The sequence below is a fragment of the Psychroserpens sp. genome (genome assembly GCF_036960315.1).
In the GTDB taxonomy this organism is placed as follows: Bacteria; Bacteroidota; Bacteroidia; order Flavobacteriales; family Flavobacteriaceae; genus Psychroserpens.
Map to the genome: position 1 here is coordinate 300540 of NZ_JBALVR010000002.1, position 23719 is coordinate 324258.

18 protein-coding genes are annotated in these 23719 nt (G+C 34.4%); 10 read left to right on the forward strand and 8 right to left on the reverse strand.

Annotated elements, in window-relative coordinates:
- The first annotated feature begins 4 nt into the window (after positions 1-4).
- Both V7719_RS05020 and V7719_RS05025 read left to right on the forward strand, forming a co-directional pair.
- Positions 5-1198: an acetyl-CoA C-acyltransferase gene (locus tag V7719_RS05020; RefSeq protein WP_335728778.1), complete on the forward strand. Its 1194-nt coding sequence runs from the start codon at positions 5-7 to the stop codon at positions 1196-1198.
- Positions 1199-1225: 27 nt separating this feature from the next.
- Positions 1226-3031: an acyl-CoA dehydrogenase family protein gene (locus V7719_RS05025; RefSeq protein ID WP_335728779.1), complete on the forward strand. Its 1806-nt coding sequence runs from the start codon at positions 1226-1228 to the stop codon at positions 3029-3031.
- An 83-nt stretch (positions 3032-3114) separates the two neighbouring features.
- Here the strand turns inward: V7719_RS05025 and V7719_RS05030 are convergent, their stop codons facing one another.
- Together V7719_RS05030 and V7719_RS05035 are read right to left on the reverse strand one after the other, a co-directional pair.
- The gene (locus tag V7719_RS05030) at positions 3115-4527 is read right to left on the reverse strand and encodes an N-acetylmuramoyl-L-alanine amidase (RefSeq protein WP_335728780.1); all 1413 of its coding nucleotides are present in this window, start codon (positions 4525-4527) and stop codon (positions 3115-3117) included.
- Entirely contained in the window at positions 4524-4835 is a 312-nt protein-coding gene (locus V7719_RS05035; protein ID WP_335728781.1) for a BlaI/MecI/CopY family transcriptional regulator, read from the reverse strand. The genes V7719_RS05030 and V7719_RS05035 overlap by 4 nt, the downstream gene beginning before the upstream one ends.
- A 176-nt stretch (positions 4836-5011) precedes the next feature.
- Here V7719_RS05035 and V7719_RS05040 point away from each other — a divergent pair, with 176 nt between their 5' ends.
- Together V7719_RS05040 and V7719_RS05045 are read left to right on the forward strand one after the other, a co-directional pair.
- Positions 5012-6295 (forward strand): nuclear transport factor 2 family protein, encoded by a 1284-nt coding sequence (locus V7719_RS05040; RefSeq protein WP_335728782.1) that lies wholly within the window; start codon positions 5012-5014, stop codon positions 6293-6295.
- Positions 6296-6304: 9 nt separating this feature from the next.
- Positions 6305-7474 (forward strand): DUF6265 family protein, encoded by a 1170-nt coding sequence (locus V7719_RS05045; protein WP_335728783.1) that lies wholly within the window; start codon positions 6305-6307, stop codon positions 7472-7474.
- Positions 7475-7477: 3 nt separating this feature from the next.
- Here V7719_RS05045 and V7719_RS05050 read toward each other — a convergent pair whose 3' ends face one another.
- Positions 7478-9280 carry a glycoside hydrolase family 15 protein gene (locus tag V7719_RS05050; protein WP_335728784.1) on the reverse strand — a complete coding sequence of 601 codons (1803 nt, stop codon included), beginning with the start codon at positions 9278-9280 and terminating at the stop codon, positions 7478-7480.
- Between the two features lie 128 nt (positions 9281-9408).
- On the opposite strand from V7719_RS05050, the gene V7719_RS05055 reads away from it, so the two are divergent.
- Entirely contained in the window at positions 9409-11607 is a 2199-nt protein-coding gene (locus V7719_RS05055; RefSeq protein ID WP_335728785.1) for a bifunctional alpha,alpha-trehalose-phosphate synthase (UDP-forming)/trehalose-phosphatase, read from the forward strand.
- Between the two features lie 13 nt (positions 11608-11620).
- Positions 11621-12946, forward strand: a complete 1326-nt coding sequence (locus V7719_RS05060; protein ID WP_335728786.1) for a M28 family metallopeptidase — start codon at positions 11621-11623, stop codon at positions 12944-12946.
- Between the two features lie 205 nt (positions 12947-13151).
- Here the strand turns inward: V7719_RS05060 and V7719_RS05065 are convergent, their stop codons facing one another.
- Entirely contained in the window at positions 13152-13961 is an 810-nt protein-coding gene (locus V7719_RS05065) for a T9SS type A sorting domain-containing protein (protein WP_335728787.1), read from the reverse strand.
- A gap of 426 nt (positions 13962-14387) precedes the next feature.
- Positions 14388-14552, reverse strand: coding sequence for a T9SS type A sorting domain-containing protein (locus V7719_RS18790; RefSeq protein ID WP_442969052.1), 165 nt, complete (start codon positions 14550-14552; stop codon positions 14388-14390).
- Between the two features lie 260 nt (positions 14553-14812).
- Between V7719_RS18790 and V7719_RS05070 the strand changes: the two genes are divergently transcribed.
- Positions 14813-15376, forward strand: a complete 564-nt coding sequence (locus V7719_RS05070) for a YdeI/OmpD-associated family protein (RefSeq protein ID WP_335728788.1) — start codon at positions 14813-14815, stop codon at positions 15374-15376.
- Here V7719_RS05070 and V7719_RS05075 read toward each other — a convergent pair whose 3' ends face one another.
- The 3 genes from V7719_RS05075 to V7719_RS05085 all read right to left on the reverse strand — a co-directional run bounded on the left by V7719_RS05075 (position 15377) and on the right by V7719_RS05085 (position 18772).
- The gene (locus V7719_RS05075; protein ID WP_335728789.1) at positions 15377-16843 is read right to left on the reverse strand and encodes a magnesium chelatase; all 1467 of its coding nucleotides are present in this window, start codon (positions 16841-16843) and stop codon (positions 15377-15379) included.
- A gap of 69 nt (positions 16844-16912) precedes the next feature.
- Positions 16913-18040 carry a vWA domain-containing protein gene (locus V7719_RS05080; RefSeq protein ID WP_335728790.1) on the reverse strand — a complete coding sequence of 376 codons (1128 nt, stop codon included), beginning with the start codon at positions 18038-18040 and terminating at the stop codon, positions 16913-16915.
- A gap of 54 nt (positions 18041-18094) precedes the next feature.
- Positions 18095-18772 carry a Crp/Fnr family transcriptional regulator gene (locus V7719_RS05085; protein ID WP_335728791.1) on the reverse strand — a complete coding sequence of 226 codons (678 nt, stop codon included), beginning with the start codon at positions 18770-18772 and terminating at the stop codon, positions 18095-18097.
- Between the two features lie 107 nt (positions 18773-18879).
- Here V7719_RS05085 and V7719_RS05090 point away from each other — a divergent pair, with 107 nt between their 5' ends.
- From V7719_RS05090 to ccoN, 3 genes are all read left to right on the forward strand, one after another.
- Positions 18880-21252 (forward strand): heavy metal translocating P-type ATPase, encoded by a 2373-nt coding sequence (locus tag V7719_RS05090; RefSeq protein ID WP_335728792.1) that lies wholly within the window; start codon positions 18880-18882, stop codon positions 21250-21252.
- 91 nt (positions 21253-21343) lie between these two features.
- Positions 21344-21532: a cbb3-type cytochrome oxidase assembly protein CcoS gene (gene ccoS, locus V7719_RS05095; RefSeq protein ID WP_335728793.1), complete on the forward strand. Its 189-nt coding sequence runs from the start codon at positions 21344-21346 to the stop codon at positions 21530-21532.
- A gap of 3 nt (positions 21533-21535) precedes the next feature.
- The gene (gene ccoN, locus V7719_RS05100; RefSeq protein ID WP_335728794.1) at positions 21536-23719 is read left to right on the forward strand and encodes a cytochrome-c oxidase, cbb3-type subunit I; all 2184 of its coding nucleotides are present in this window, start codon (positions 21536-21538) and stop codon (positions 23717-23719) included.

Below are 23719 nucleotides of genomic sequence, written 5' to 3' on the forward strand. Positions count from 1 at the left end.
GAAAATGAAAACAGCATATATAGTAAAAGCATATAGAACAGCAGTTGGTAAAGCACCTAAAGGCGTGTTCCGTTTTAAAAGAACCGATGAATTGGCAGCAGAAACCATCAAACATATGATGAAAGAATTGCCAAATTTAGATCCGAAACGTATTGATGATGTTATAGTTGGTAACGCAATGCCAGAAGGTTCTCAAGGACTAAATATGGCGCGTTTAATCTCTTTAATGGGATTAGAAGTTATTGATGTTCCTGGAGTAACTGTAAACCGCTTTTGCTCTTCTGGAATAGAAACTATCGGAATGGCTACTGCAAAAATTCAAGCTGGAATGGCCGATTGTATTATTGCCGGTGGAGCTGAAAGTATGAGCAGTGTACCAATGACAGGTTTTAAACCAGAATTAAATTACGATGCGATTGTAAAAGCTGGTCACGAAGACTACTATTGGGGAATGGGAAATACTGCAGAAGCAGTTGCAAAACAATTCAAAGTATCTCGTTTAGATCAAGATGAATTTGCATACAACTCTCATATGAAAGCCTTAAAAGCACTAGCCGAAAATCGTTTTCAAGACCAAATTGTACCAATAGAAGTTGAACAAACTTATGTTGATGCTAACGGAAAAAAAGCCACAAAATCTTATACCGTAACTAAAGATGAAGGTCCTCGTGCTGGAACTAGTAAAGAGGCTTTAGCAAAACTAAGAGCAGTATTTGCTGCTGGCGGAAGTGTAACAGCTGGTAACTCGTCACAAATGAGTGATGGAGCAGCCTTTGTTATGGTTATGAGCGAAGACATGGTGAAAGAATTAAACCTTGAACCCATTGCACGACTAGTAAACTATGCGGCTGCAGGTGTTGAGCCACGTATTATGGGTATTGGACCTGTAAAGGCTATCCCTAAGGCTTTAAAACAAGCTGGGTTACAACAAAGTGATTTAGAACTTATCGAGTTAAACGAAGCTTTTGCTTCACAATCATTAGCTGTAATTAGAGAATTAGATTTAAATCCAGATATCATCAATGTTAATGGTGGAGCCATTGCACTTGGTCATCCTTTAGGCTGTACAGGAGCTAAACTATCTGTACAATTATTTGATGAAATGCGTAAGCGCGATATGAAAGGCAAATATGGAGCAGTAACAATGTGTGTTGGTACTGGACAAGGTGCTTGTGGCGTATTTGAATTTTTAAATTAGAAAAAAGAACATTAAGATTATATAGTTATGGAAGCAACTCAAGACAAAGAATTATTAAGAGGTGGACAATTCTTAGTTAAGGAAACAAAATGCGAAGACGTATTTACTCCTGAAGATTTTTCGGAAGAACAAAAAATGATGAAAGATGCGGTTATGGAATTTAATGACCGTGAAGTCATTCCTCATAAAGCACGTTTTGAAGCTAAAGATTATGCGCTAACGGAAGAATGTATGGTTAAAGCAGGTGAACTTGGTTTCTTAGGTGTCTCGGTTCCTGAAGCTTATGGCGGATTAGGAATGGGGTTTGTGTCTACGTGTTTAACATGTGATTATATTTCTAGTGGAACTGGTTCTTTTAGTACCGCTTTTGGTGCACATACCGGAATTGGAACGATGCCAATTACGCTTTACGGAACAGAAGAACAAAAACAAAAATATGTCCCTAAATTAGCAACTGGAGAATGGTTTGGAGCGTATTGCTTAACGGAGCCTGGAGCAGGATCTGATGCGAACTCTGGTAAAACTACTGCTGAGTTATCTGCTGATGGGAAGTCTTACAAAATTAATGGGCAAAAAATGTGGATTTCAAACGCAGGTTTTTGCAGTGTAATGATTGTTTTTGCTCGTATTGAAGACGATAAAAATATTACTGGTTTTATTATTGAAAATGATAAAACTAACGGAATAACAATGGGAGAAGAAGAGCGCAAATTAGGTATTCGTGCATCTTCAACACGTCAGGTATTTTTCAATGACACAGTTGTTCCTGCAGAAAACATGTTAGCTGGCCGTGGCGAAGGATTTAAAATTGCCATGAATGCACTTAACGTTGGTCGTATTAAACTCGCTGCAGCTTGTTTGGATTCACAACGTCGTATTTTATCTATTGCTGTAAATTATGCCAATGAGCGTAAACAGTTTAAAACACGTATTTCAGATTTTGGAGCTATTAAAGTGAAGTTGGCAGAAATGGCAACAAGTGCTTATGCTGGTGAATCTGCAACGTATCGAGCTGCAAAAAATATTGAAGATCGCATCGCTTTACGTGAAGCTGCTGGAAACACTCATCAAGAGGCAGAACTTAAAGGTGTTGAAGAATATGCCATTGAGTGTTCTATTTTGAAAGTAGCGGTTTCTGAAGATGTTCAGAACGCAGCAGATGAAGGTATTCAAATTTTCGGCGGAATGGGATTCTCAGAAGAAACTCCTATGGAAGCTGCTTGGAGAGATGCTCGTATCGCTCGTATTTACGAAGGAACCAATGAAATCAACAGAATGTTATCTGTTGGAATGCTGGTTAAAAAAGCGATGAAAGGCCACGTTGATTTATTAGGTCCTGCACAAAAAGTACAGGAAGAATTAATGGGTATACCTTCTTTTGATACTCCTGATTATTCTGAATTATTTTCAGAAGAAAAAGAAATGATTAAGAAGCTAAAAAAGACCTTCTTAATGGTTGCAGGTGGAGCCGTTCAAAAATATGGTCCTCAATTAGAAGATCATCAACAATTACTCATTGCTGCTGCAGATATCTTAATAGAAATTTATATGGCAGAATCTGCGATTTTAAGAACTGAAAAGAATGCTCAACGTTTTGGCGAAGAAGCACAATCTGTTCAAATAGCAATGTCAAAATTATACTTATATCACGCTGTTGATATCATTGAAGAAAAAGGAAAAGAGAGTATTATTTCTTTTGCTGAAGGTGATGAGCAACGTATGTTATTAATGGGACTTAAACGTTTTACAAAATATCAAAACTATCCAGATATTGTAGATTTACGTGATGAGATTGCAGAAAAGGTAAAAGCAGAAAATAAATATTGCTTTTAAAATTTAGACTAGTTCAATTTTTTTTAACGAAGAAAGCCAATTCACTAACGGAATTGGCTTTCTTTATGTATTAGATTTTATAATTATTTATCTCGTCTTATTTTCATTAAGCTTTCGTAAATAGATATCGCTATTGTTTTTTGATTCATTTCATTGACTAAAATTGCTTTATCCTTGGCGTTAGAAAGAAAACCTAGTTCTAACACAACTGCCGGACAATTAACATTTTTGAGCACATAAAAACCTGCCTTTTTTACTGTTCCTCTTTTAGAAAACAATTGCAATTGATTCTTAACTAGAATTTCACTAAAATTAAAGGATTGTTTATCGTATTCATTTTTGTCATAATAAAAAGCCTCTACTCCATTTGCTTCAGTATTACTGCTTGAATTACAATGTAAGCTTAGCATTAGGTCTGCATTTTGAGCATTGATAAATTTAACCCTATCTTTTAGTGATAAGAATTCATCTTGATCTCTTAAGGTAATGATTTTGATTTTTTTATCACTTAATTTCGCTAATGCTTTTGAGATATTGAGCACGATATCTTTTTCGTTTAAATTCCCAGAATCATGTCCTCCATGAGCAGCATCTACAACAACCACTAAAGCCTTGTCTACGTTTTTGAATGAAGTCAACATAAATATTCCGGAGAATAAAACTAATGCTGTTGTAATTTTTAATGTTCGTTTTAATACTGATGATTTTGATTGATGTAACATAATAATTCTGTTTTTGATTTGAATGAAATTAAATCCGCTTGTTAGTGGAACGCGGTGTTCCATATGACTTGAATTAATAATGATTTGAGAATAATTATCGATGTCAATTCCAGCATCAACGGTATACGTATCTGCAATGAATTCGTGATTCTGTACTATTGCTTTCTTATACAACCACATAAATGGATTAAACCAAAATACACATAGCAATAACTCAAGTAATATAACATCAATAGTATGCCTCTGATTGCAATGCACAAGTTCGTGTTGAATCATAGATTTTGAATAGTGTTCATCATTTAAACTTTCAGAATTGATAAATAGATAATTAAAAAAGCTCGATGCATTTTCATTGTCGTTAGTCTCAACCAACTTAAGGTTTCCAATACGTGTATGACTTCGTTTTGTAAGTTTTATAATACCAAATAAATTCTTGATAAATCTAAACATGAAGCAAACCATTATCCCTAAATACAAAGACCAAAGAATGTAAGATAATGTATGACTGGGCCTTTGGATCTCTGCGACTGTAACCCCTTTTAAGATTTCAGTCACAACTATTTTTTCTTCGGAAGGTTGTAACGAAATTTCTGTGATACTTGGGACAGCATTAAACATATTTATTTCCGTTACTGGAGCTAACATACAAAGCAGTAAACTTCCAAAAAGAAAAAAACGATTAAACTGAAACGTTTTTTGCTTCTTCAAGAAAAATAAATACACCAAATATGCACAGCCTAAACTTACTATTGTATAAAAAAGGTAGTTAATCATTTACTTCTTTTTTTGTTAATTTTCTTTTGTAAAAGCTCCTGAAGTTCTTCTAATTCTTGCATCGACAAATCAGCATTTTTGGTGAAAAAAGATGCAAATTGAGATTTAGAATCATTAAAAAAATGTCTAATCATTCCATTCACTTGCGTTGAGAAATAGTCATTTTTATTTAAAACAGGATAATATAATTTGTCTCTTCCTAATCTCTCAAAACCAATATAATCCTTATCACACATACGTTTCAAAAGGGTTGAAGTCGTTGTATAAGCTGGTCTTGGCTCTGGAAATTGCTCGACGATATCTTTCATGAATCCTTTTTTTAGAATCCATAAATATTTCATGATTTGCAATTCGGTTTTATTCAACTGTTCTATGTCCACAAGTATAGTTTTAATACTACAAATGTAGTAATAAAATTTAAATGTGCAAATTTTTTGTAAAATCGATATTAAAACTTTCTTATCTTTATCATAAATCACCTTTTATGAAATCTTTTGCTTTACTATTCACTTTTTCTATAGGTTTTCTTACAATTAACGCACAATCCAACACCGAAGTTTTTCTCTTCGATTTAGAAGTTAGTTCATCAAAAATCGAGTTAAAAAACGCTAAAAATTTATCAAAAAATGAAGGCTACGACAATCAGCCTTCGTTTCTAAATGATCGTTATGTTTTGTTCGCTTCTACTAGGAAAGTACAAACAGATATCGCTAAATATGATATGCGATATGATTCAAAGTCGTGGCTTAATTTTTCTGAAGGCGGCGAATACACACCACTAAAAGTTCCTAATAAAAATGAAGTTTCCGCAGTACGATTAGACAAAGATGGCAAACAGCGATTGTATGCTTACAACATGAGTAATGGTGATTCTAACGAACTTATACAAGACTTAGTTGTGGCCTACTATACTTGGTTTGATGAAAACACAATAGTTTCTTCGGTAATAGAAGGTGACGATTTAAACTTATATGTGACCAACTTGCTAGATGGACGAAGTCGAAAATATGCCAGCAACGTTGGGCGCTCACTTCATAGAATTCCAAATTCCAACTTAGTGGGTTTTGTTTCAAAAGAAAACAAAAATTCTTGGCAAATAAAATCCCTAAATCCCACAACAGGAACAACAAAAGTTATTGCCAATACCATACAAGGTGTGGAAGACATTTGTTGGTTAAATAGTAAAACAATTCTCTCTGGAAAGGAAGCTATTTTATACAAATTAACTTTACAAAAAGCCAACGATTGGAAGCAAGTCACAGATTTGTCTTCCAACGGAATTGCTAAAATCACGCGTTTGGCGTCTAATCCAGAATCTAACAAATTATTAATTGCTGGAGATATGAGTGCAACCTCAACAACTACTGAAACCACAGAAGACACAAATCAAACCGAAACAACTACCTCTGAAGAACCAACTACAGAAAGTAATACCGACACTTCTCAAATTGAAGCTATTATTCAAAAAAATCTTGAGGCCTATAATGCTAGGGATATTGATGCTTTTATGAAAGATTATTCCGATGATGTAAAATTATATGCTTATCCTAACACCCTACAAACAGAGGGTAAAGATGCTATGCGAAAAAGTTATAGCGACTGGTTTGATCGCGTTCCAGATTTAAGAGCTTTTGTAAAAAAACGAATTGTTATTGGCAATAAAGTCATAGACGAGGAGCAAGTCACTGCCAATGGGAAAATTTTTAATGCGGTAGCCATTTATGAAGTAGAAAATGGTAAAATAGTTAAAGTCACATTCATTCAATAAAAGCAACTCATGAAGTATTTATATAGTCTCATCTTATTATTTAGTTTATCTATTTCTGCTCAAACTGAAAAAGAAACACAATTAGAAGATACAATTGCTCCTAAACTCGAAAATATTAAATGGATTTCGGGAAATTGGAAAGGCAAAGCTTTTGGTGGTCAAACTGAAGAACATTGGAGCGAACCTTCAGGAGGATCGATGATGGCAACATTCAAACTCATCAACGACGACAAAGTATCATTTTATGAAATTGAAATTATTCGTGAAATCGAAAATTCGCTAATCCTTCAACTCAAACACTTTGATAATGATTTAAAAGGTTGGGAAACCAAAAATGAAACTGTTGATTTTCCATTAAAAAAAATCACAGCTAACCAAGTTATTTTTGAAGGCATGACTTTTGAAAAAGTTAGCGATAATGAAATGAATGTGTATGTCGATATCGAAAATGAAGAAGGTGACGTAGAAATTGTAAAATTTAATTATAGAAAAGCGCCAAAACAAAGCAAACCACTTAAACAGCTTATCAAAGTGAAACAAGCTGAAACAAACCCTACTATAGATGGTATTGCAAACGAAGCCATCTGGAGCGAATCTGAATGGCATCCTATAGATCAATTGTGGTTAGGGAACGCATATTCAAAAAATGATTTCCAAGGTCGTTACAAATTGACTTGGACCAATGATGCACTTTATCTTTTAGCTGAAATCAAAGATGATGTCCTTGTGGATAACGAACAAGATCCCTTAATTGCATGGTGGGATGACGACTGTTTAGAGATTTTCATTGATGAAGACAACAGTGGTGGTAATCATCAATTTACGCATAATGCCTTTGCTTATCATGTGGCTTTAGATGGAAATGTTGTAGACATGTCAACTTCAGAAAAAGGTAAGCTCTATAATTCTCATATCGAATCGAAACTAAAGACTGAAGGAAATACCTCAACATGGGAAGTTAAACTTTCGCTTTATGATGACACCTATACAGATGATGGGATGAATTCACCTGTTAGATTAATGCCAAATAAAAATATTGGATTTGCTCTTGCTTATTGTGATAATGACACGAGTACTAATCGTGAAAATTTTATTGGGTCTATTGCTGTTGAAGGTGAAAACAAAAACAGAGGATGGATAGATGCTCATATATTTGGAACCTTGGTATTAGTCAAATAAACATCAATTCATCACAACTTTCACCTTCTCTTCTTCTGTTATATTTGATAGGTTTATTGCGGTTTCAATCAACGCTAAATGTGAATAGGCTTGAGGGAAATTACCCAATAATCTCTTAGTTTTAAAGTCGATATCCTCACTAAACAAACCTAAATGATTGCTATAGGATAACAGCTGATCGAAAAGTGCTTTTGCTTTTCGTTCCTCACCTATTTTATATAAACTATTAATAAACCAAAACGTACAAATGGTAAAAGACGAAGATGGCAACCCAAAATCATCTTTATTTTTATATCTGTATAGAAGTCCGTCGTTACTTAATTCCTTTTCAATCACCTTTACAGTACTTATATACTTGGGGCTTTTTGCATCAATAAAACCGTAGGGCTCCATAAGTAAAACGGAGGCATCCAAATCTGCTGAGCCATAACTTTGGGTAAATGCATTGACATCATCATTCCATGCGTTTTCCATTATGTCCTTTTTAATTTCTGCTTCTAAGGCTATCCATTTACTTAATTTATGTGATTTTCCTAGTATTTCAGCAACCTTAATGGCTTTATCAACAGCCACCCAACAAAGCACCTTTGAAAATGTAAAATGACGATCTTCAGTCCTAAACTCCCAAATTCCTTTATCGGCTTCCTTCCAATGTTTATTTACAATCCATACAATCCCTTTGGTAATCGACCAAAGCTCTTCACCGTTTTCAATATCTGTTCTAAATCTTACGAGCTGCTGGTGGATGACGTCCATTAAAATTCCGTAGATATCATTTTGTCGTTGCGAATAGGCAGCATTTCCAATCCGTACAGGTTTCGAATTTTGATAACCACTAAGATGCTCTAATTGGAGTTCGGTTAGTTTTTTTTCGCCATTAATACCATACATGATTTGTAATTTCTCATCCTTATCAGGAATGAGATTTGTAATAAATTTCATATACTTTTTCGCCATTCGTTTGTGACCTAATTGAGAGACCACTTTAATCACCATTGACGCATCTCTTATCCAACAAAAACGATAATCCCAATTTCGAACTTCCCCAATCGTTTCAGGCAAGGATGTCGTAGCTGCAGCTAAAACAGCTCCTGTTTTTTCATAACTCAGTAGCTTTAGCGTCATTGCACTTCTTGCAATTTCTTTATTATACAATTTATAATTTGGCGTACGCTCCATCCAATTTAACCAATACACTTTGGTGCGTTCTAATTCTAAAGCGACTTTATTGATATCAGGCACAAATAATTTCTCATTATAACCAAATTGAAAAAAACCATCTTCCTCTAGGACTATTAACTTACCTTCAACTACTTTCTGTTTATCAAAGGATGTATAAAGAAACAAGGTATCATACTTCTCCTTATCTGTAAGACTCACTATAAAATCATCTTTAATGAAGGTATGAGTAGTCCCTAAAGCGTATTCTAACTTTGGATTATACGTTACGATAAATTCGGGTTTCCCCTTGATATGCTTAATATATCTGATAACCTCTGGTGGCGCATAATAATCTTCTGTTTCCTTCTTATATCTCGGCATAAAATCATGAACTTCAAAACTATGATCTTCGGAAATGAAACATGTAATTAGAATGGAGGTATTATCAAGATAAGATTGCGTGATTGAATAATCACTAGACACCTTAAATTCAAAGCTTCCACCAATCTCTTCATCCAATAATTTTGCAAAAACTGACGAGGAGTCAAACTCAGGAAGACAACACCAATCTAAGGATCCATTTTTAGATATTAATGCCGCGCTTCTACAATTTCCTATGATTCCGTAATCTAAATTGTTTTTCAATAGTTTTGATTTTTTTGATTAATAATGGTTGTATTTCAAATTTATTTTAGTTTATCTGCTTTTTAGAGATGGGCTGAGGTTTTTTTTTTAAATTAACGAAAATACATCTTACCTACAAAAATATACTCATGAATAAAACATTAATTATTTCAAATCGACTACCATTACAAATTAAAATTGAAGATAATAAGCTTGAAGTCAAGGCGAGTGTAGGTGGATTGGCGACAGGATTAAAATCTGTGCATCAAGAAGGGAATAGTTTATGGATTGGATGGTCAGGCCTTACAGATGAGGAACTCAATGATAAACAAAGGCAGCAAGTAAAAACACTTGTTAAGAAAGAAAAATGTGCTACGGTGTCATTAACAGAGGACGATCTCGAAAACTTCTACTATGGTTTTAGTAATAGAACACTTTGGCCGTTATTTCATTATTTTATGGAATATACCGAATTCGAAAACAAACATTGGGAATCTTACAAGGCCGTTAATCAAAAATTCGCAGATGTTGTTTTAGAGCACATAGAAGATGGCGACACCGTTTGGGTTCATGATTATCAACTCCTATTATTACCAAAACTTATAAAGGACAAAAAACCAAATACCACTATTGGTTTCTTTTTACATATCCCCTATCCATCTTATGAAATTTTCAGAACCTTTCCTTGGCGTGAGGAATTACTCCATGGCATGTTGGGCGCTGATCTTATTGGCTTTCATACCTATGATTATGAGCGTCATTTTTTGAGTTCTGTCAAGAGAATATTAAGATTAGATGTCAATTTTAACGAAATCACATATGACGATAGGATTATAAAAGTTGATTCATTCCCAATGGGAATAGACTACGAGAAATTTCATCAATCTGCCATAAAACGAAAAACAGAAGAAAAGTCTGAGCTTCAAATGCGGTTAGATGAACATATCCAGTCGGGTTCAAATGCAAGAATGATACTCTCTATTGACCGTATGGATTACACAAAAGGCATTCCCAACCGTATTAGAGCGTTTGAATATTTCTTGAATAAGTATCCACAATTTAAACAAAAAGTACGTTTGATTATGCTAGCGGTTCCTTCACGATCAAACGTTCCACAATATAAAAAACTAAAGCGTGAAACCGATGAACTCGTCGGTCGAATCAATGGTCAATTTGCGACTGTCAGTTGGACGCCAATTTGGTATTTTTATCGCTCTATGCCTTTTGAAAATCTCATCGATCTTTATACCTCATCTCACGTTGCCATGATCACACCGCTTCGAGATGGAATGAACCTAGTCGCCAAAGAATATGTAGCCACAAGAACTGAACAAGACGGTGTCTTGATTTTAAGTGAGATGACGGGAGCAGCTAAAGAAATGAACGAGGCAATGTTGATAAATCCCAATAATTTTGAACAAATTGCAGATACTTTAAAATATGCTTTAGAAATGCCTAAAAGTGAACAGAAAGATCGAATGAAGATTCTTCAAACACGATTAAAACGTTACACCGTTGAAAAATGGGCTAAAGAATTCATGCAATCTTTAGACGCTACAAAAAACTTAGCCTCAATTATCGTAGCTAAACGATTAACACAAGATATTCAGGGCGAGATAATTTCAGAATTTAAGAGTAAACAACGTCGATTATTTCTGCTCGATTATGATGGGACACTAGCCAGTTTTAAAGATAATCCAAAAGATGCAAGTCCTGATGATCAACTTTATAACCTTTTAGATCAACTTAGCTCAAACCCTAAAAATCATGTTGTCATAATTAGTGGCAGAGATCGTGAAACCTTTACAAATTGGTTTGGGCATAAAAACTACCAACTCATTACAGATCACGGTGTTTGGTTTAAAGATGCTAATCAACAGTGGGAAGCTCTAGAACGCGTTAAGAATGATTGGATGGATAATATTAAGCCTATTCTTGAAACCTTTGTGGATAGAACTCCAGGAACGTTTATCGAAGAAAAAAAATATTCGCTCGCTTGGCATTATAGAAAAGCAGACCCAGAACTTGCGCAAATAAGAACTATAGAAATTGACACAGTTTTGACCAGCTTAATCTCTAATAATGATCTTTCGGTGTTGAAAGGCAATAAGGTGATTGAGATAAAAAGTAGTAGTGTTAATAAAGGCCGAGCATCTTCAAGGCTTTTAACTAATTCTGACTACGATTTTATATTCTGTATTGGCGATGATTGGACCGATGAATATATGTTTCAAGAGCTACCAGAATCGGCATACACTATTAAAGTTGGCTTCAAAAAAACAAATGCTAGATATTATATTAAAAACACGGATGAAGTCCGAAATGTTTTATATAAATTTATAGAATAAACCCCCTTTTAAGATGAAATTATTATTTATTTTTCTGTTTGTAAGTACAGTTATTTCTGCCCAAACCAATCAAAAACTATATGATATTATCGATGCCGTTTCCGAAGAACGTTTGAAGCAAGACGTAAAAACACTCACCGAATTTGGCACAAGAAATACCTTTAGCGATACCGTTAGCACCACGCGAGGTATAGGAGCTGCAAGACGTTGGATAAAGAATGAATTTGAAAGCGTTTCTAAAGAGTGTAACAATTGTCTTGATGTGTTTTACCAAAAAGATTTTGTAACCAAAGAAGGTAATCGTCGTGTCCCACATGATGCTTGGGTAGTTAATGTTGTTGCGATTCAAAAAGGTACAAAATATCCTAATCGTTATATTATTATGAGTGGTGACATTGACTCTCGAGCTAGTGATACTATGGATTTCACTACAGATGCTCCAGGCGCAAACGATAATGCTTCTGGTATGGCTGGAGCCATAGAAGCAGCAAGAGTATTATCAAAGTATCAATTTGAAAGTAGCATTATTTATGTTGGATTATCTGGTGAAGAACAAGGCCTATTTGGTGGCGCTGGCTTGGCAAAATACGCGCAAGATAAAGGTTGGGAGATTATAGGTATTTTAAATAACGACATGATTGGAAATATTGAAGGCGTTGATGGTGTGATTGATAATCGTACTTTCAGAATATTCTCTGAACCTATACCTCCTACTGAAACTGAGCGTCAACGTAATGCGCGACGTTTTTATGGTGGTGAAGTAGATGGAATTTCACGTCAGTTAGCACGTTATGTTCACAACACTGTAAAAACATATATGCCCGAAATGAACCCAATGATGGTCTATCGTTTAGACCGTTTTGGTCGTGGTGGACATCATAGACCATTTAATGATTTAGGATTTCCAGGTATTAGAATCATGGAAGCACACGAGAATTACACACAACAACATCAAGATATTAGAACCGAAAACGAGATTAAATATGGTGATACCTTCGAGCATGTCAACTTTGGTTATGCTAAAAAGTTAACTGCTGTAAACGCCATTAACATAGCGAGTTTAGCCTCTGCTCCTCCAGCGCCATCAACAGTTGCGATTGGTGGCATTGTAGAACCTGCTGTAAAGTTAAAATGGGATGCGGTATATGGTGCTAATGGTTATAAAATTTACTGGAGAGATACAACCTCTCCTACTTGGGACCATAGTAGATATGTTGGTGATGTCACCGAGTTTACTTTGGAAGGTATTGTAATTGATAATTTTTATTTTGGTGTTGCTTCAGTTGATGACGATGGTTACGAAAGTGTTGTTGTTTTTCCGAATCAAATCATGAGATAATGAAAGGTTTTATTGTCTTCATCACTCTTTTCGTTTGTTGTTTTTATGTTCAAAAAGAATGCTCATTGGTAGAACTTAATCAATACCTACAAAAAAGTAGAAGCTATTGGATTATCTAGTCATACCTGTTGAGAATTGATGTTTCATTAAAACAAAAAGACCGCTCGAAAGCAGTCTTTAAGGTTTTTGAATTTAAAAAAACTAACTAATTAACTAAAATCTTTTTTGTACTAATTCCTGTATCTGCTTTGATAATGACAATGTAAGCACCAGTTGTCATTGTATTAGCATTAATTCTTATCTCGCTGTTAGTCGTCGTATTGTTATTTTTATAAACCGTTTGACCAAGTATAGAATATACATGTATAGCTTCTATTTTTGAATTTAAATTATTCAATACTTTAATTTGATCTGCTGCAATATCAAAAGAGATATCGATTGATTTATCTCTAGCATCAAACTCATTTGTGCTTAATGTTTCCTGTGCCTTAAACGTAATTTCAAAACGATTTGTAAATGTTCCAACATTTAAGTTCACTTGGTAAGCTCCTTCTTTAATATTATGAAAGATTCCTATACTTTTATCGTGAACATAAATATTCATATCAGTAGGTATGTTTTCTAACTTATCAATTGAGATAACATGTATTCCATTTGAATTAGTATTAATACCTATCGGCAAAATTGTACTATCATTAAATTCGTTAATACCTTGGTTTAAAAATCTATTTTGATTGATTAACCAATACATATCATCTTCTTGAACGCTTTCAAGTGCAACATCATAATCAGAATCATATCCTAAAGTCGCATTCTCATCTGCTATAACATCTATTTTTCTAAGGTATGAGTTTGCAGAATCAAACGTTAATCCGATTTTCATGGTTAAATCACCAGATTCTGGATCACTTTGAAAAGATTCAGCAAACAAACTAGATGTTGCAAGCATTAAACAGACAAATAAGATTGATGTCTTAATGATTTTTGGCAATGTTAAAAAAGTAGTTTTTTTCATAATAATAGGTTTTCTGGTGCTAGCACCATGTTTAGTTAAATTCTCTTATTTCAAATTAAATATTGTATTACTGATAATTACCAAATAATACTTTGAGGGAGAATACTTTACTATTATGAAAAGCATTTGGATTAATTGTGACCTTGAAAATATACAGACGTACATTACTAATCACATCCAAATTTAAAGTGAAGTGCATTGAAATTTGCATATACTCGACCATATGAATTAAATACTCGTTATGGGAACAAAACATGCAAAAAATATCGATAAAAGCATCATCCTACACTAAATATAATCAGCTGTTTTCAAGCGATTAACGTCGATTATTGAACTTCATCGAGATATATTTATAAGATATGTCAGAAAACGAAAAGGCCACCTTTAGAAGGCAGTCTTTAAGTTGACATAAAATTAAAATACCAACTAATTAACTATAATTTTCTTGGAGAAAATTTCTGTCTCAGTGTCTAACCTTACTATGTAAGCGCCCGCACCTAATGTTTTTATTTTAAATTCGCTAGCAGTGATTGAGTCTTCTGTAGCAAATACAGATTGACCGACCGGAATGTATCTTCTAGGTAATTTCATTCCTATTAAAGTACATTGATCAGGTTCTGGAATATCTGTTAAACAGAATCGGAAAGAAAAACATAACGTTACTGCTGTTACTACTTAAAATAGGTATTTTTGTTTCATAGGCTTGGGGCCACATATTTAAATGTAACGAAAGGATACAATTTCAATATCGATTGTAAAACAAAACTTATAGTCAATAACCATAATTTAAAAATCGATATTAAAAGAGCTATATATTCGATGAAATACATCCAAAAACGTCAAAATCTATAATGGAATATTACTTTAAAACAGGGACAGAATGGAGACATTGGCTTCAAGAAAATCACCATACCGAAAATGGTATTTATTTGATATTCTATAAAGTCGAAAACAAAGAAGCATCTATGCGATGGGAAGATGCTGTAAAAGTCGCACTTTGCTTTGGTTGGATAGATTCAACTGTTAAGAGTTTAGGAAATGGAAAACGAAGACAATATTTCTGTCGGAGGAAGCAAAAAAGCGTTTGGAGCGCACTTAATAAAAGATATATTACTGAGCTTAAGAAAGAAAAACTAATGCACAAAAGCGGACTCATAGTAATAGAAATCGCTAAAGAAAATGGAAGTTGGACTGCTTTAGATAGTGTTGAAAAAGGCATTATTCCAAAAGAATTACAACAAGCATTAGACAAAAACCCAAAAGCTTTTGAAAACTACAACAACTTTGCACCTTCATACAGAAAGAGCTATCTCTATTGGTTAAATCAAGCCAAACGTGAAACTACAAGAGAAAAAAGAATCGCAGAGATTATCAAACTCTGCGATGCTAATATTAAAAGTAGAGATACTTGGTAGTTAAATCCCACTAATATAACTCCCATAAGGATCTTTAAACTGTATGCCTTCTGTAAAACGATATTTGCTCAATTGCTTAAACTCTACTAAAGCCCAAAGCACAAATTCTTTCACGAAATAGCTTTCCTCTTTTTTAAGATTGGGTTGGTATTGTCCTAATAAATCATCTAATGGTGACACAACATCCAGCAAAGCCTTGTATTCCTTATCTCTTAAATCGTCTAAGATTTCAAAACCATCTTGTTGGTTAAAAAACCAAGATACAATAGCATCATAAGGCGTGTCTTCATCTTCTTTCTTTAACTTTTCTATCTTCGGAAAAAACTCAGGAAACAAACTTTTAACCGCTTCACCAATTAAATTATAGGCAACCATAGCAGCGCCTTCCTGTTCACCTTCGTATACCAATTCTACTTTACCTGTGATTGATGGAATAATCCCAACAAAATCACTCAATCTCAATACTGTTTTATCATCTCCTGACCTTAAAGCTCTGCGCTCCGCAGTACTCAATAAGTTTTCTAAAGCCGTAATACTCAAACGTGCACTCACGCCACTTTTAGCATCAATGTATTCACTCTCACGGGCTTCAAATACAATTTGCTCCAATAAATCTCTAGCTAAATCCGGAACAAGGACAGCATCCTTCTGACTCTCTACCAATTTAGCTTCCTGTTCTGTAATTAATCTAGCCGTTTCAATGTCTACTGGATAATGGGTTAGAATCTGACTCCCTATTCTATCTTTTAATGGTGTTACAATACTTCCTCTATTGGTATAATCTTCAGGATTTGCTGTAAAAAGGAATTGTACATCCAACGGTAATCTTAATTTAAATCCGCGAATTTGAATATCACCTTCCTGTAAAATATTGAATAATGCTACTTGTATTCTAGCTTGTAAATCGGGCAACTCATTAATAACAAAAATACAGCGGTTAGCTCTTGGAATCATTCCGTAGTGAATCACACGATCATCTGCATAACTCAATTTTAAATTGGCCGCTTTAATTGGATCAACATCTCCAATAATATCAGCAACAGTTACATCAGGTGTTGCTAATTTTTCAGCAAAACGCTCACTTCTATGCAACCATGAAATAGGTGTTTCGTCGCCTTTTTCAGCAATTAATTCGGTAGCAAAACGTGATATAGGATTGAATGGATCATCATTAATTTCAGAACCTTCAACATAAGGAATGTATTCGTCCAATAAATTCAACATTAAACGCGCCAATCGAGTTTTTGCTTGTCCGCGAAGTCCTAATAAATTGATGTTATGTCTAGAAAGAATCGCACGTTCTAACTCAGGGATTACTGTATTTTCATAGCCATGAACGCCTTCAAAAGCAACCTCTTTATTCTTTATTTTTACAATCAAGTTATCACGCAATTCATCTTTAATAGATTTTGACTGATAGCCCGTTTTCTTTAAATCGCCAAAAGTTTTTATAGTCTTTATTTCCATAGTTTTTTAAAATCGGAAAATCGCAAGAGTGAAAACTTTTCACTTTTAACGTTTCCCTTATCACTTAATTTATCCTTTAATTCTTTTTTTTCTGTTTGTTTCGTAATCTTCAAAAATCATTTCCCCTAAACCTTTTAAGCCTGTATAAAAGGCTTTCCCTTGATTAGCTCTTGTGAATTCTTCAACAAATTGCATCAAGTATCTATCCTGAGCAATCATGAATGTCGTAATTGGTATATGCAATTTTCGAGCTTGTTGTGCCATCGCATAACACTTGTTGGTGATGTATGGATTGAGACCATTGCTATCTTTATAATATTGTCCGTCTGGTAGACGCAAGCAACTTGGTTTTCCGTCCGTAATCATAAAAATCTGCTTATTCGTATTACGTTTTCGTCGAAGTAAGTCCATCGCTAATTGCAAACCTGCAACTGTATTCGTATGATAAGGTCCAACCTTTAAATACGGCAAATCCTTGATTTCGATTTGCCAAGCATCATTTCCGAATACAAGAATATCCAAAGTATCCTTAGGATAACGTGTGGTTATCAATTCGGCCAGAGCCATAGCAACTCGCTTGGCTGGAGTGATGCGATCTTCCCCATACAAAATCATACTATGACTAATATCAATCATCAAAATGGTACTCATTTGAGATTTATGCAGTGTTTCTTCAACTACCAAATCGTCTTCAGTTATACTGAAATCGTCAATACCATGATTAATTTGTGCATTTCTAAGACTTTCGGTCATTGAGACTTTATCTAAAGCATCTCCAAACTGATAGTTTCTAAAGTCTCCTGTATGTTCATCTCCTATTCCCGCACTTTTACTCTTGTGGTTTCCTTGTCCGCTGCGTTTTATTTTTCCGAAGATATGATCTAATGCTTGCTGGCGAATAGCACGTTCTGTTTTCGCTGTAATAGCCATACTACCATTACCATTTGGGTCAATTTCTTCCTTGACATACCCTTTCGTTTTTAGGTCTTCAATAAAATCGTCAATAGTATATTCGGCAGTTGTTAATTCGTATTCTTTATCAAGTTCTCGAAGCCAAGAAATGGCTTCTTCAAAATCACCAGATGTATGTGTGATTAACTCTTTGAAAATCTCAAAAAGCTTTTCAAAAGGCGATTGATTTGGCGCTTCATAGGGTTTAAAAACAAAGCCCTTTTTAAAATTAATTTTGTCTGTCATAGCAGCATAAAAATACAACTATTACAATTCAATTTTGGTAAAGTTTTTATAAAACTACACGACGCGTTCCAATTTTTTAAAATCCTCTATTTTAATCTGTTTTCCTTGCGTAGAAATCAATCCATCTTTCTTAAATTGTGATAGAATTCTGATAGCAGATTCCGTTGCAGTACCCACAATATTAGCATAATCTTCTCTTGATAGATTAATAGATAAGTATCCTTTTTGATCAACACCAAAATGGGCATTCAAATAGATCAATACATCTGCTACTCTATTCTTAACAGATTTTTGTGCGATATTTACTATGGTATTATCAGACTCTTTTAAATCATGAGCCATTTGTTGTAGCATGTCTAACGAAAACTTTGGATTTTTTTGAAGATCATACATTATTTCACTCTTCGGAATAAAACAAACCTCCATATCGTTAAGAGCAATAGCGCTTAAATTTGCAGATTCCTCTCCAATTAAAGAACGTTGACCAAGTAAATCTCCTTTAACAACAAGTTTTATAATTTGATCTTTCCCATTCGGACTTAATTTTGACAATTTACAAACTCCATCTTTAATACAAAACACGCCATTAATAGTATCTCCTTCTTCAAAAATAACCTCTCCTTTTTTTACAATTCTAGAAGTTTTACAGCTAGAAATACGTAACAACTCTTCCTTTGATAATGCTTTAAGGGAATTAAACTGTCTAACGATACACTGTTCACATTTACTCATACCTCTGTTTTATGTCGTTTTGTAAAAATAATTAAAACATGACAAATATCATATTTTAAAATCACATGTTTTATGACTTTTGTTCCAGGTATAAATGAGCAAATATTATGGAACAAACTACTTGTTTCCACTGTGGTGATGATTGTATTGCAACAATTATTTCCTTTGATGATAAAAACTTCTGTTGTAATGGCTGTAAGACGGTTTATGAGATTTTCTCAGAAAACGACCTTACCTGTTACTATGACTTACAGACGTCTCCAGGTGCTATTCCAAAAGAAATTCAAGGCAAATATGATTTCTTATCACAAGAGAATATTATTGAAAAGCTTACCGAATTTAATGATGGAAACACTCAAATCACAAACTTATACATTCCGCATATTCACTGTAGTTCATGCATTTGGATTTTAGAAAACCTCAATAAATTAAATCCGAATATCTCATCGTCTCAGGTCAACTTCGGAAAGAAAACTGTTCGTATTACTTACAATTCGGAAAACTACACACTAAAAGAAGCTGTGCTTTTATTAAGCTCAATTGGCTATGAACCATACATTTCACTAGACGATTTTAAAACAGGACAACAACATGTAAACAGAAGCCTTATTTACAAACTAGGTATTGCTGGTTTCGCCTTTGGAAACGTGATGTTCTTATCATTTCCAGAGTATTTTCAAGTTGATGGTTTCTGGATTGAACACTACAAACCACTATTTCGTTGGTTGATGTTTGCCTTTTCGATTCCCGTTGTTTTCTACGCTGGACGCGATTATTTCATATCGGCATACAAGGGTATAAGCTCTAAATTATTAAATATAGATGTTCCAATCGCATTAGGTATTGCGGTTTTATTTATCAGAAGCACATTTGAAATCGCTTTAGATTTAGGTTCCGGATTTTTTGACAGCTTAACAGGGCTCGTATTCTTTTTATTACTCGGCAAGTTCTTTCAGCAGAAAACATACTCGTTTTTATCATTTGAACGCGATTACAAATCCTATTTCCCAATTGCAGTGACAAAAATAACTACGAAAGGTGAAGAAACGTCTCTTCAAGTGTACGATATAAAAAAAGGGGATCGACTACTCATTAGAAATGAAGAACTCATTCCTGTTGATGGCATTCATATCAACGGAAAAGCACGAATCGACTACAGCTTCGTTACTGGAGAATCTGAAACTGTCAACAAACAATCTGGAGACAAACTCTTTGCTGGTGGAAAACAAACCTCTGGAGTCATAGAAATGGAAGCTATCAAATCTGTTGAGCAAAGTTACCTCACACAATTATGGAGTAACGATGTGTTCAGTAAAAACAAAGAAGATAGTTTTACGACCTTGACTAATAAAATCAGTAAACAGTTTACAATCACAGTGCTCAGTATTGCTGTTATAGCTACAATTTATTGGCTTTTAACTGATGCCTCAAAAGCCATGAATGTCTTTACTGCTGTCCTGATTATTGCTTGTCCCTGTGCCATTGCACTCTCTGCTCCTTTTACCTTCGGGAATTTGCTACGTATCTTCGGAAAGTTAAAATTCTATGTCAAAAACGCGTCTGTTATTGAACAGTTAGCAGCGATTAATACCATCATTTTTGATAAAACCGGAACGATTACATCTAATAAAAAAAGCACAGCTAATTATGAAGGTGTTGCGCTAAGTCATTCCGAAGAAACACTACTAAAGAATACGCTTCGTGGTTCAAATCATCCGTTAAGTAGAACCTTGTATGATATTCTTGACGAGCATAATATTATTTCGCTTAATCATTTTGAAGAACATCTAGGCAAGGGTATTGAAGCCACTCATAGTGATAACCACATCAAAATTGGATCTGCAAGCTTTGTTGGTGCTAGTGAAGCTTCCGTTTTAAACACAACGGTACATGTGAGTACAAATAACCAATACAAAGGTAAATTTACGTTCTACAATAGCTACAGAAAAGGCTTATCTAAATTATTCAACTCACTAAAAAAACAATATGATTTGGTGATTCTTTCAGGTGATAATGAAGGTGAATATGAAAATCTCAAAAAGCTATTACCTTCAAAAACAAAACTGATATTCAATCAGAAACCAGATGATAAATTAGAGTATATCAAATACCACCAAACTGAAGGCGCTAAAGTGCTAATGATTGGTGACGGACTTAATGATGCTGGAGCGTTGGCCCAAAGTAATGTTGGTATCGCTTTATCAGAAAATGTCAATGTGTTTTCACCTGCTTGCGATGTCATTTTAGATGCTTCAAAATTTAATCAATTAGACCAATTTATAAGCGCTTCAAAAAGTGCTATCAAAATCATAAAATGGAGTTTTGTGTTGTCATTTATTTATAACATTATCGGGCTCTATTTTGCTGTTACAGGCCAGTTAGCACCTGTAGTTGCAGCCATTTTAATGCCTTTAAGTTCTATTAGCATTGTGGTATTCACAACAATCGCTACTAATCTTTTGGGTAGAAAATTAAATTAGAAAAAAAATGTAAATAATTTTCTAAATATGATTTATGTCATGTTTTAAGAACCTGTTCAAATGTAATTTTGAACTATAACTTCTAATAGGTATGAGTGTTATATATATTTTATTAAGTATCAGCATTATTGTTGCTCTTGTGTTCTTTATTGCGTTTATAACTGCAGTAAAAAAAGGACAGTTTGATGATAACTATACACCTTCAGTTAGAATGCTTTTTGAGGACGAACTCGTTAAAGAGCAACCAAAACCATCAGTTAAAATAAAAAAGACTAATTAAATTATGGAAGTTCAACAGTTTCACTACGATAATAAAATCGTTAAAAATTTCCTCTATGCCACTATGCTTTGGGGAGTGGTAGGAATGTTGGTAGGTTTACTACTCGCATTAATGTTTATATTCCCAAACCTTACTGACGGTATTTCGTGGTTAAGCTTTGGTCGCTTACGGCCATTACATACCAATGCAGTAATCTTTGCCTTTGTTGGAAATGCCATTTTTGCTGGTGTATACTATTCTACACAACGTTTATTAAAAGCAAGAATGTTTAACGACACCTTGAGTAAGATCAATTTTTGGGGTTGGCAAGCCATCATCGTAGGTGCTGCCATTACATTACCATTAGGGTATACCAGTTCAAAGGAGTATGCAGAGCTTGAATGGCCATTTGATATTGCCATCGCTCTTATTTGGGTGATATTTGGTTGGAACTTAATTGGCACAATTCTTAAACGTCGTCAACGTCATTTATACGTCGCTATTTGGTTTTATTTAGCCACATTTGTTACCGTTGCGGTACTTCATATTTTCAATAGTTTAGCTTTACCTGTAAGCGCACTTAAAAGTTATTCAGTTTATGCTGGTGTTCAAGATGCTTTAGTACAATGGTGGTATGGTCATAATGCGGTAGCGTTTTTCTTAACAACACCCTTTTTAGGATTAATGTATTATTTTGTTCCTAAAGCGGCCAACAGACCTATATACTCTTACAGACTATCGATTGTTCACTTTTGGTCTTTAATCTTTATTTATATATGGGCAGGACCTCACCATTTATTATATACTGCACTTCCTGGCTGGGCACAAAATTTAGGCGTTGCATTCTCTATAATGTTATTAATGCCTTCTTGGGGCGGAATGATTAACGGACTCCTAACACTTCGTGGTGCATGGGATAAAGTTCGTACAGATCCCGTTTTAAAATTTATGGTCGTAGCCATTACAGGTTATGGTATGGCCACATTTGAAGGACCAATGCTATCGCTAAAGAGTGTGAATGCAATGGCGCATTATACAGATTGGATTATCGCTCACGTTCACGTTGGTGCTTTAGCTTGGAATGGCTTTTTAACCTTCGGAATGATTTATTACTTAGTTCCGAAATTATTTAAAACAAAATTACACTCCTTGGCTTTAGCTAATCTACATTTTTGGATTGGCACATTAGGAATCATCTTCTACGCATTACCGATGTATGTTGCAGGTTTTCAACAGTGGGCTATGTGGAAACAATTTAGTCCTGATGGAAATCTAGAATATGGCAACTTTTTAGAAACAGTTACTGCTATTATGCCATTATATTGGATGCGTGCTATTGGAGGTACATTATTCCTCACAGGTATGATTATCATGATTGTAAATGTCATTATCACGATTAGAAATGGTAGTAAAGTAAGTGATGAATTAGCTGAATCTGCCGCGCTTAAACGTGTGTCTAAAAAACGTGTTGCCGGTGAAGGATGGCATACTTGGTTAGAACGTAAGCCTGTTAAATTAACCATTTTTGCGACAATAGCTATCCTTATTGGTGGTATCGTTCAAATCGTTCCAACCCTATTAGTAAAATCAAATATACCAACAATTACAAGTGTAAAACCATATACACCTTTAGAATTGGAAGGAAGAGATATTTATATTAGAGAAGGTTGTGTTGGGTGTCACTCTCAAATGGTACGACCGTTTAGAAATGAAGTAGCCCGTTATGGCGAATATTCTAAAGCTGGAGAATTTGTATACGACCATCCTTTCCTCTGGGGAAGTAAACGTACAGGCCCTGATTTACATCGAATTGGTAAAAAATACACAGATTCATGGCACTTCAAACACATGTATAACCCTCAAGAGATTTCAGATGGCTCGATAATGCCAGCATACCAATGGCTCATAAGGAATGGATTGGACAAATCGCAAACTGAAGCTAAAATGAAAGTTATGGTAAAATTGGGTGTCCCCTATTCTGAAGAAGAAATAGCCAATGCTCAGCAGAATATGAACACTCAAGCTGAAACTATATTCCAGAACTTAAAAGAGGATCCCGATTTAGAAATCTCTTTTGAAGAAGGCAAAAAAGAAGCCTTAGCTAAAGGAGAAGAATATATTGAAATGAAAGAACGTGAAATTATAGCTGTTATAGCTTATTTACAACGTTTAGGAACTGATATTAAAGTATCAGATATAGAAGAATAA

Bases quoted from the DNA above. Each gene is read 5' to 3' on its own strand.
- V7719_RS05020 (WP_335728778.1), top strand. From the start codon at position 5: ATGAAAACAGCATATATAGTAAAAGCATATAGAACAGCAGTTGGTAAA.
- V7719_RS05025 (WP_335728779.1), top strand. From the start codon at position 1,226: ATGGAAGCAACTCAAGACAAAGAATTATTAAGAGGTGGACAATTCTTA.
- V7719_RS05030 (WP_335728780.1), bottom strand. From the start codon at position 4,527: ATGATTAACTACCTTTTTTATACAATAGTAAGTTTAGGCTGTGCATAT.
- V7719_RS05035 (WP_335728781.1), bottom strand. From the start codon at position 4,835: ATGAAAGATATCGTCGAGCAATTTCCAGAGCCAAGACCAGCTTATACA.
- V7719_RS05040 (WP_335728782.1), top strand. From the start codon at position 5,012: ATGAAATCTTTTGCTTTACTATTCACTTTTTCTATAGGTTTTCTTACA.
- V7719_RS05045 (WP_335728783.1), top strand. From the start codon at position 6,305: ATGAAGTATTTATATAGTCTCATCTTATTATTTAGTTTATCTATTTCT.
- V7719_RS05055 (WP_335728785.1), top strand. From the start codon at position 9,409: ATGAATAAAACATTAATTATTTCAAATCGACTACCATTACAAATTAAA.
- V7719_RS05060 (WP_335728786.1), top strand. From the start codon at position 11,621: ATGAAATTATTATTTATTTTTCTGTTTGTAAGTACAGTTATTTCTGCC.
- V7719_RS05065 (WP_335728787.1), bottom strand. From the start codon at position 13,961: ATGAAAAAAACTACTTTTTTAACATTGCCAAAAATCATTAAGACATCA.
- V7719_RS18790 (WP_442969052.1), bottom strand. From the start codon at position 14,552: ATGAAATTACCTAGAAGATACATTCCGGTCGGTCAATCTGTATTTGCT.
- V7719_RS05070 (WP_335728788.1), top strand. From the start codon at position 14,813: ATGGAATATTACTTTAAAACAGGGACAGAATGGAGACATTGGCTTCAA.
- V7719_RS05075 (WP_335728789.1), bottom strand. From the start codon at position 16,843: ATGGAAATAAAGACTATAAAAACTTTTGGCGATTTAAAGAAAACGGGC.
- V7719_RS05080 (WP_335728790.1), bottom strand. From the start codon at position 18,040: ATGACAGACAAAATTAATTTTAAAAAGGGCTTTGTTTTTAAACCCTAT.
- V7719_RS05085 (WP_335728791.1), bottom strand. From the start codon at position 18,772: ATGAGTAAATGTGAACAGTGTATCGTTAGACAGTTTAATTCCCTTAAA.
- V7719_RS05090 (WP_335728792.1), top strand. From the start codon at position 18,880: ATGGAACAAACTACTTGTTTCCACTGTGGTGATGATTGTATTGCAACA.
- ccoS (WP_335728793.1), top strand. From the start codon at position 21,344: ATGAGTGTTATATATATTTTATTAAGTATCAGCATTATTGTTGCTCTT.
- ccoN (WP_335728794.1), top strand. From the start codon at position 21,536: ATGGAAGTTCAACAGTTTCACTACGATAATAAAATCGTTAAAAATTTC.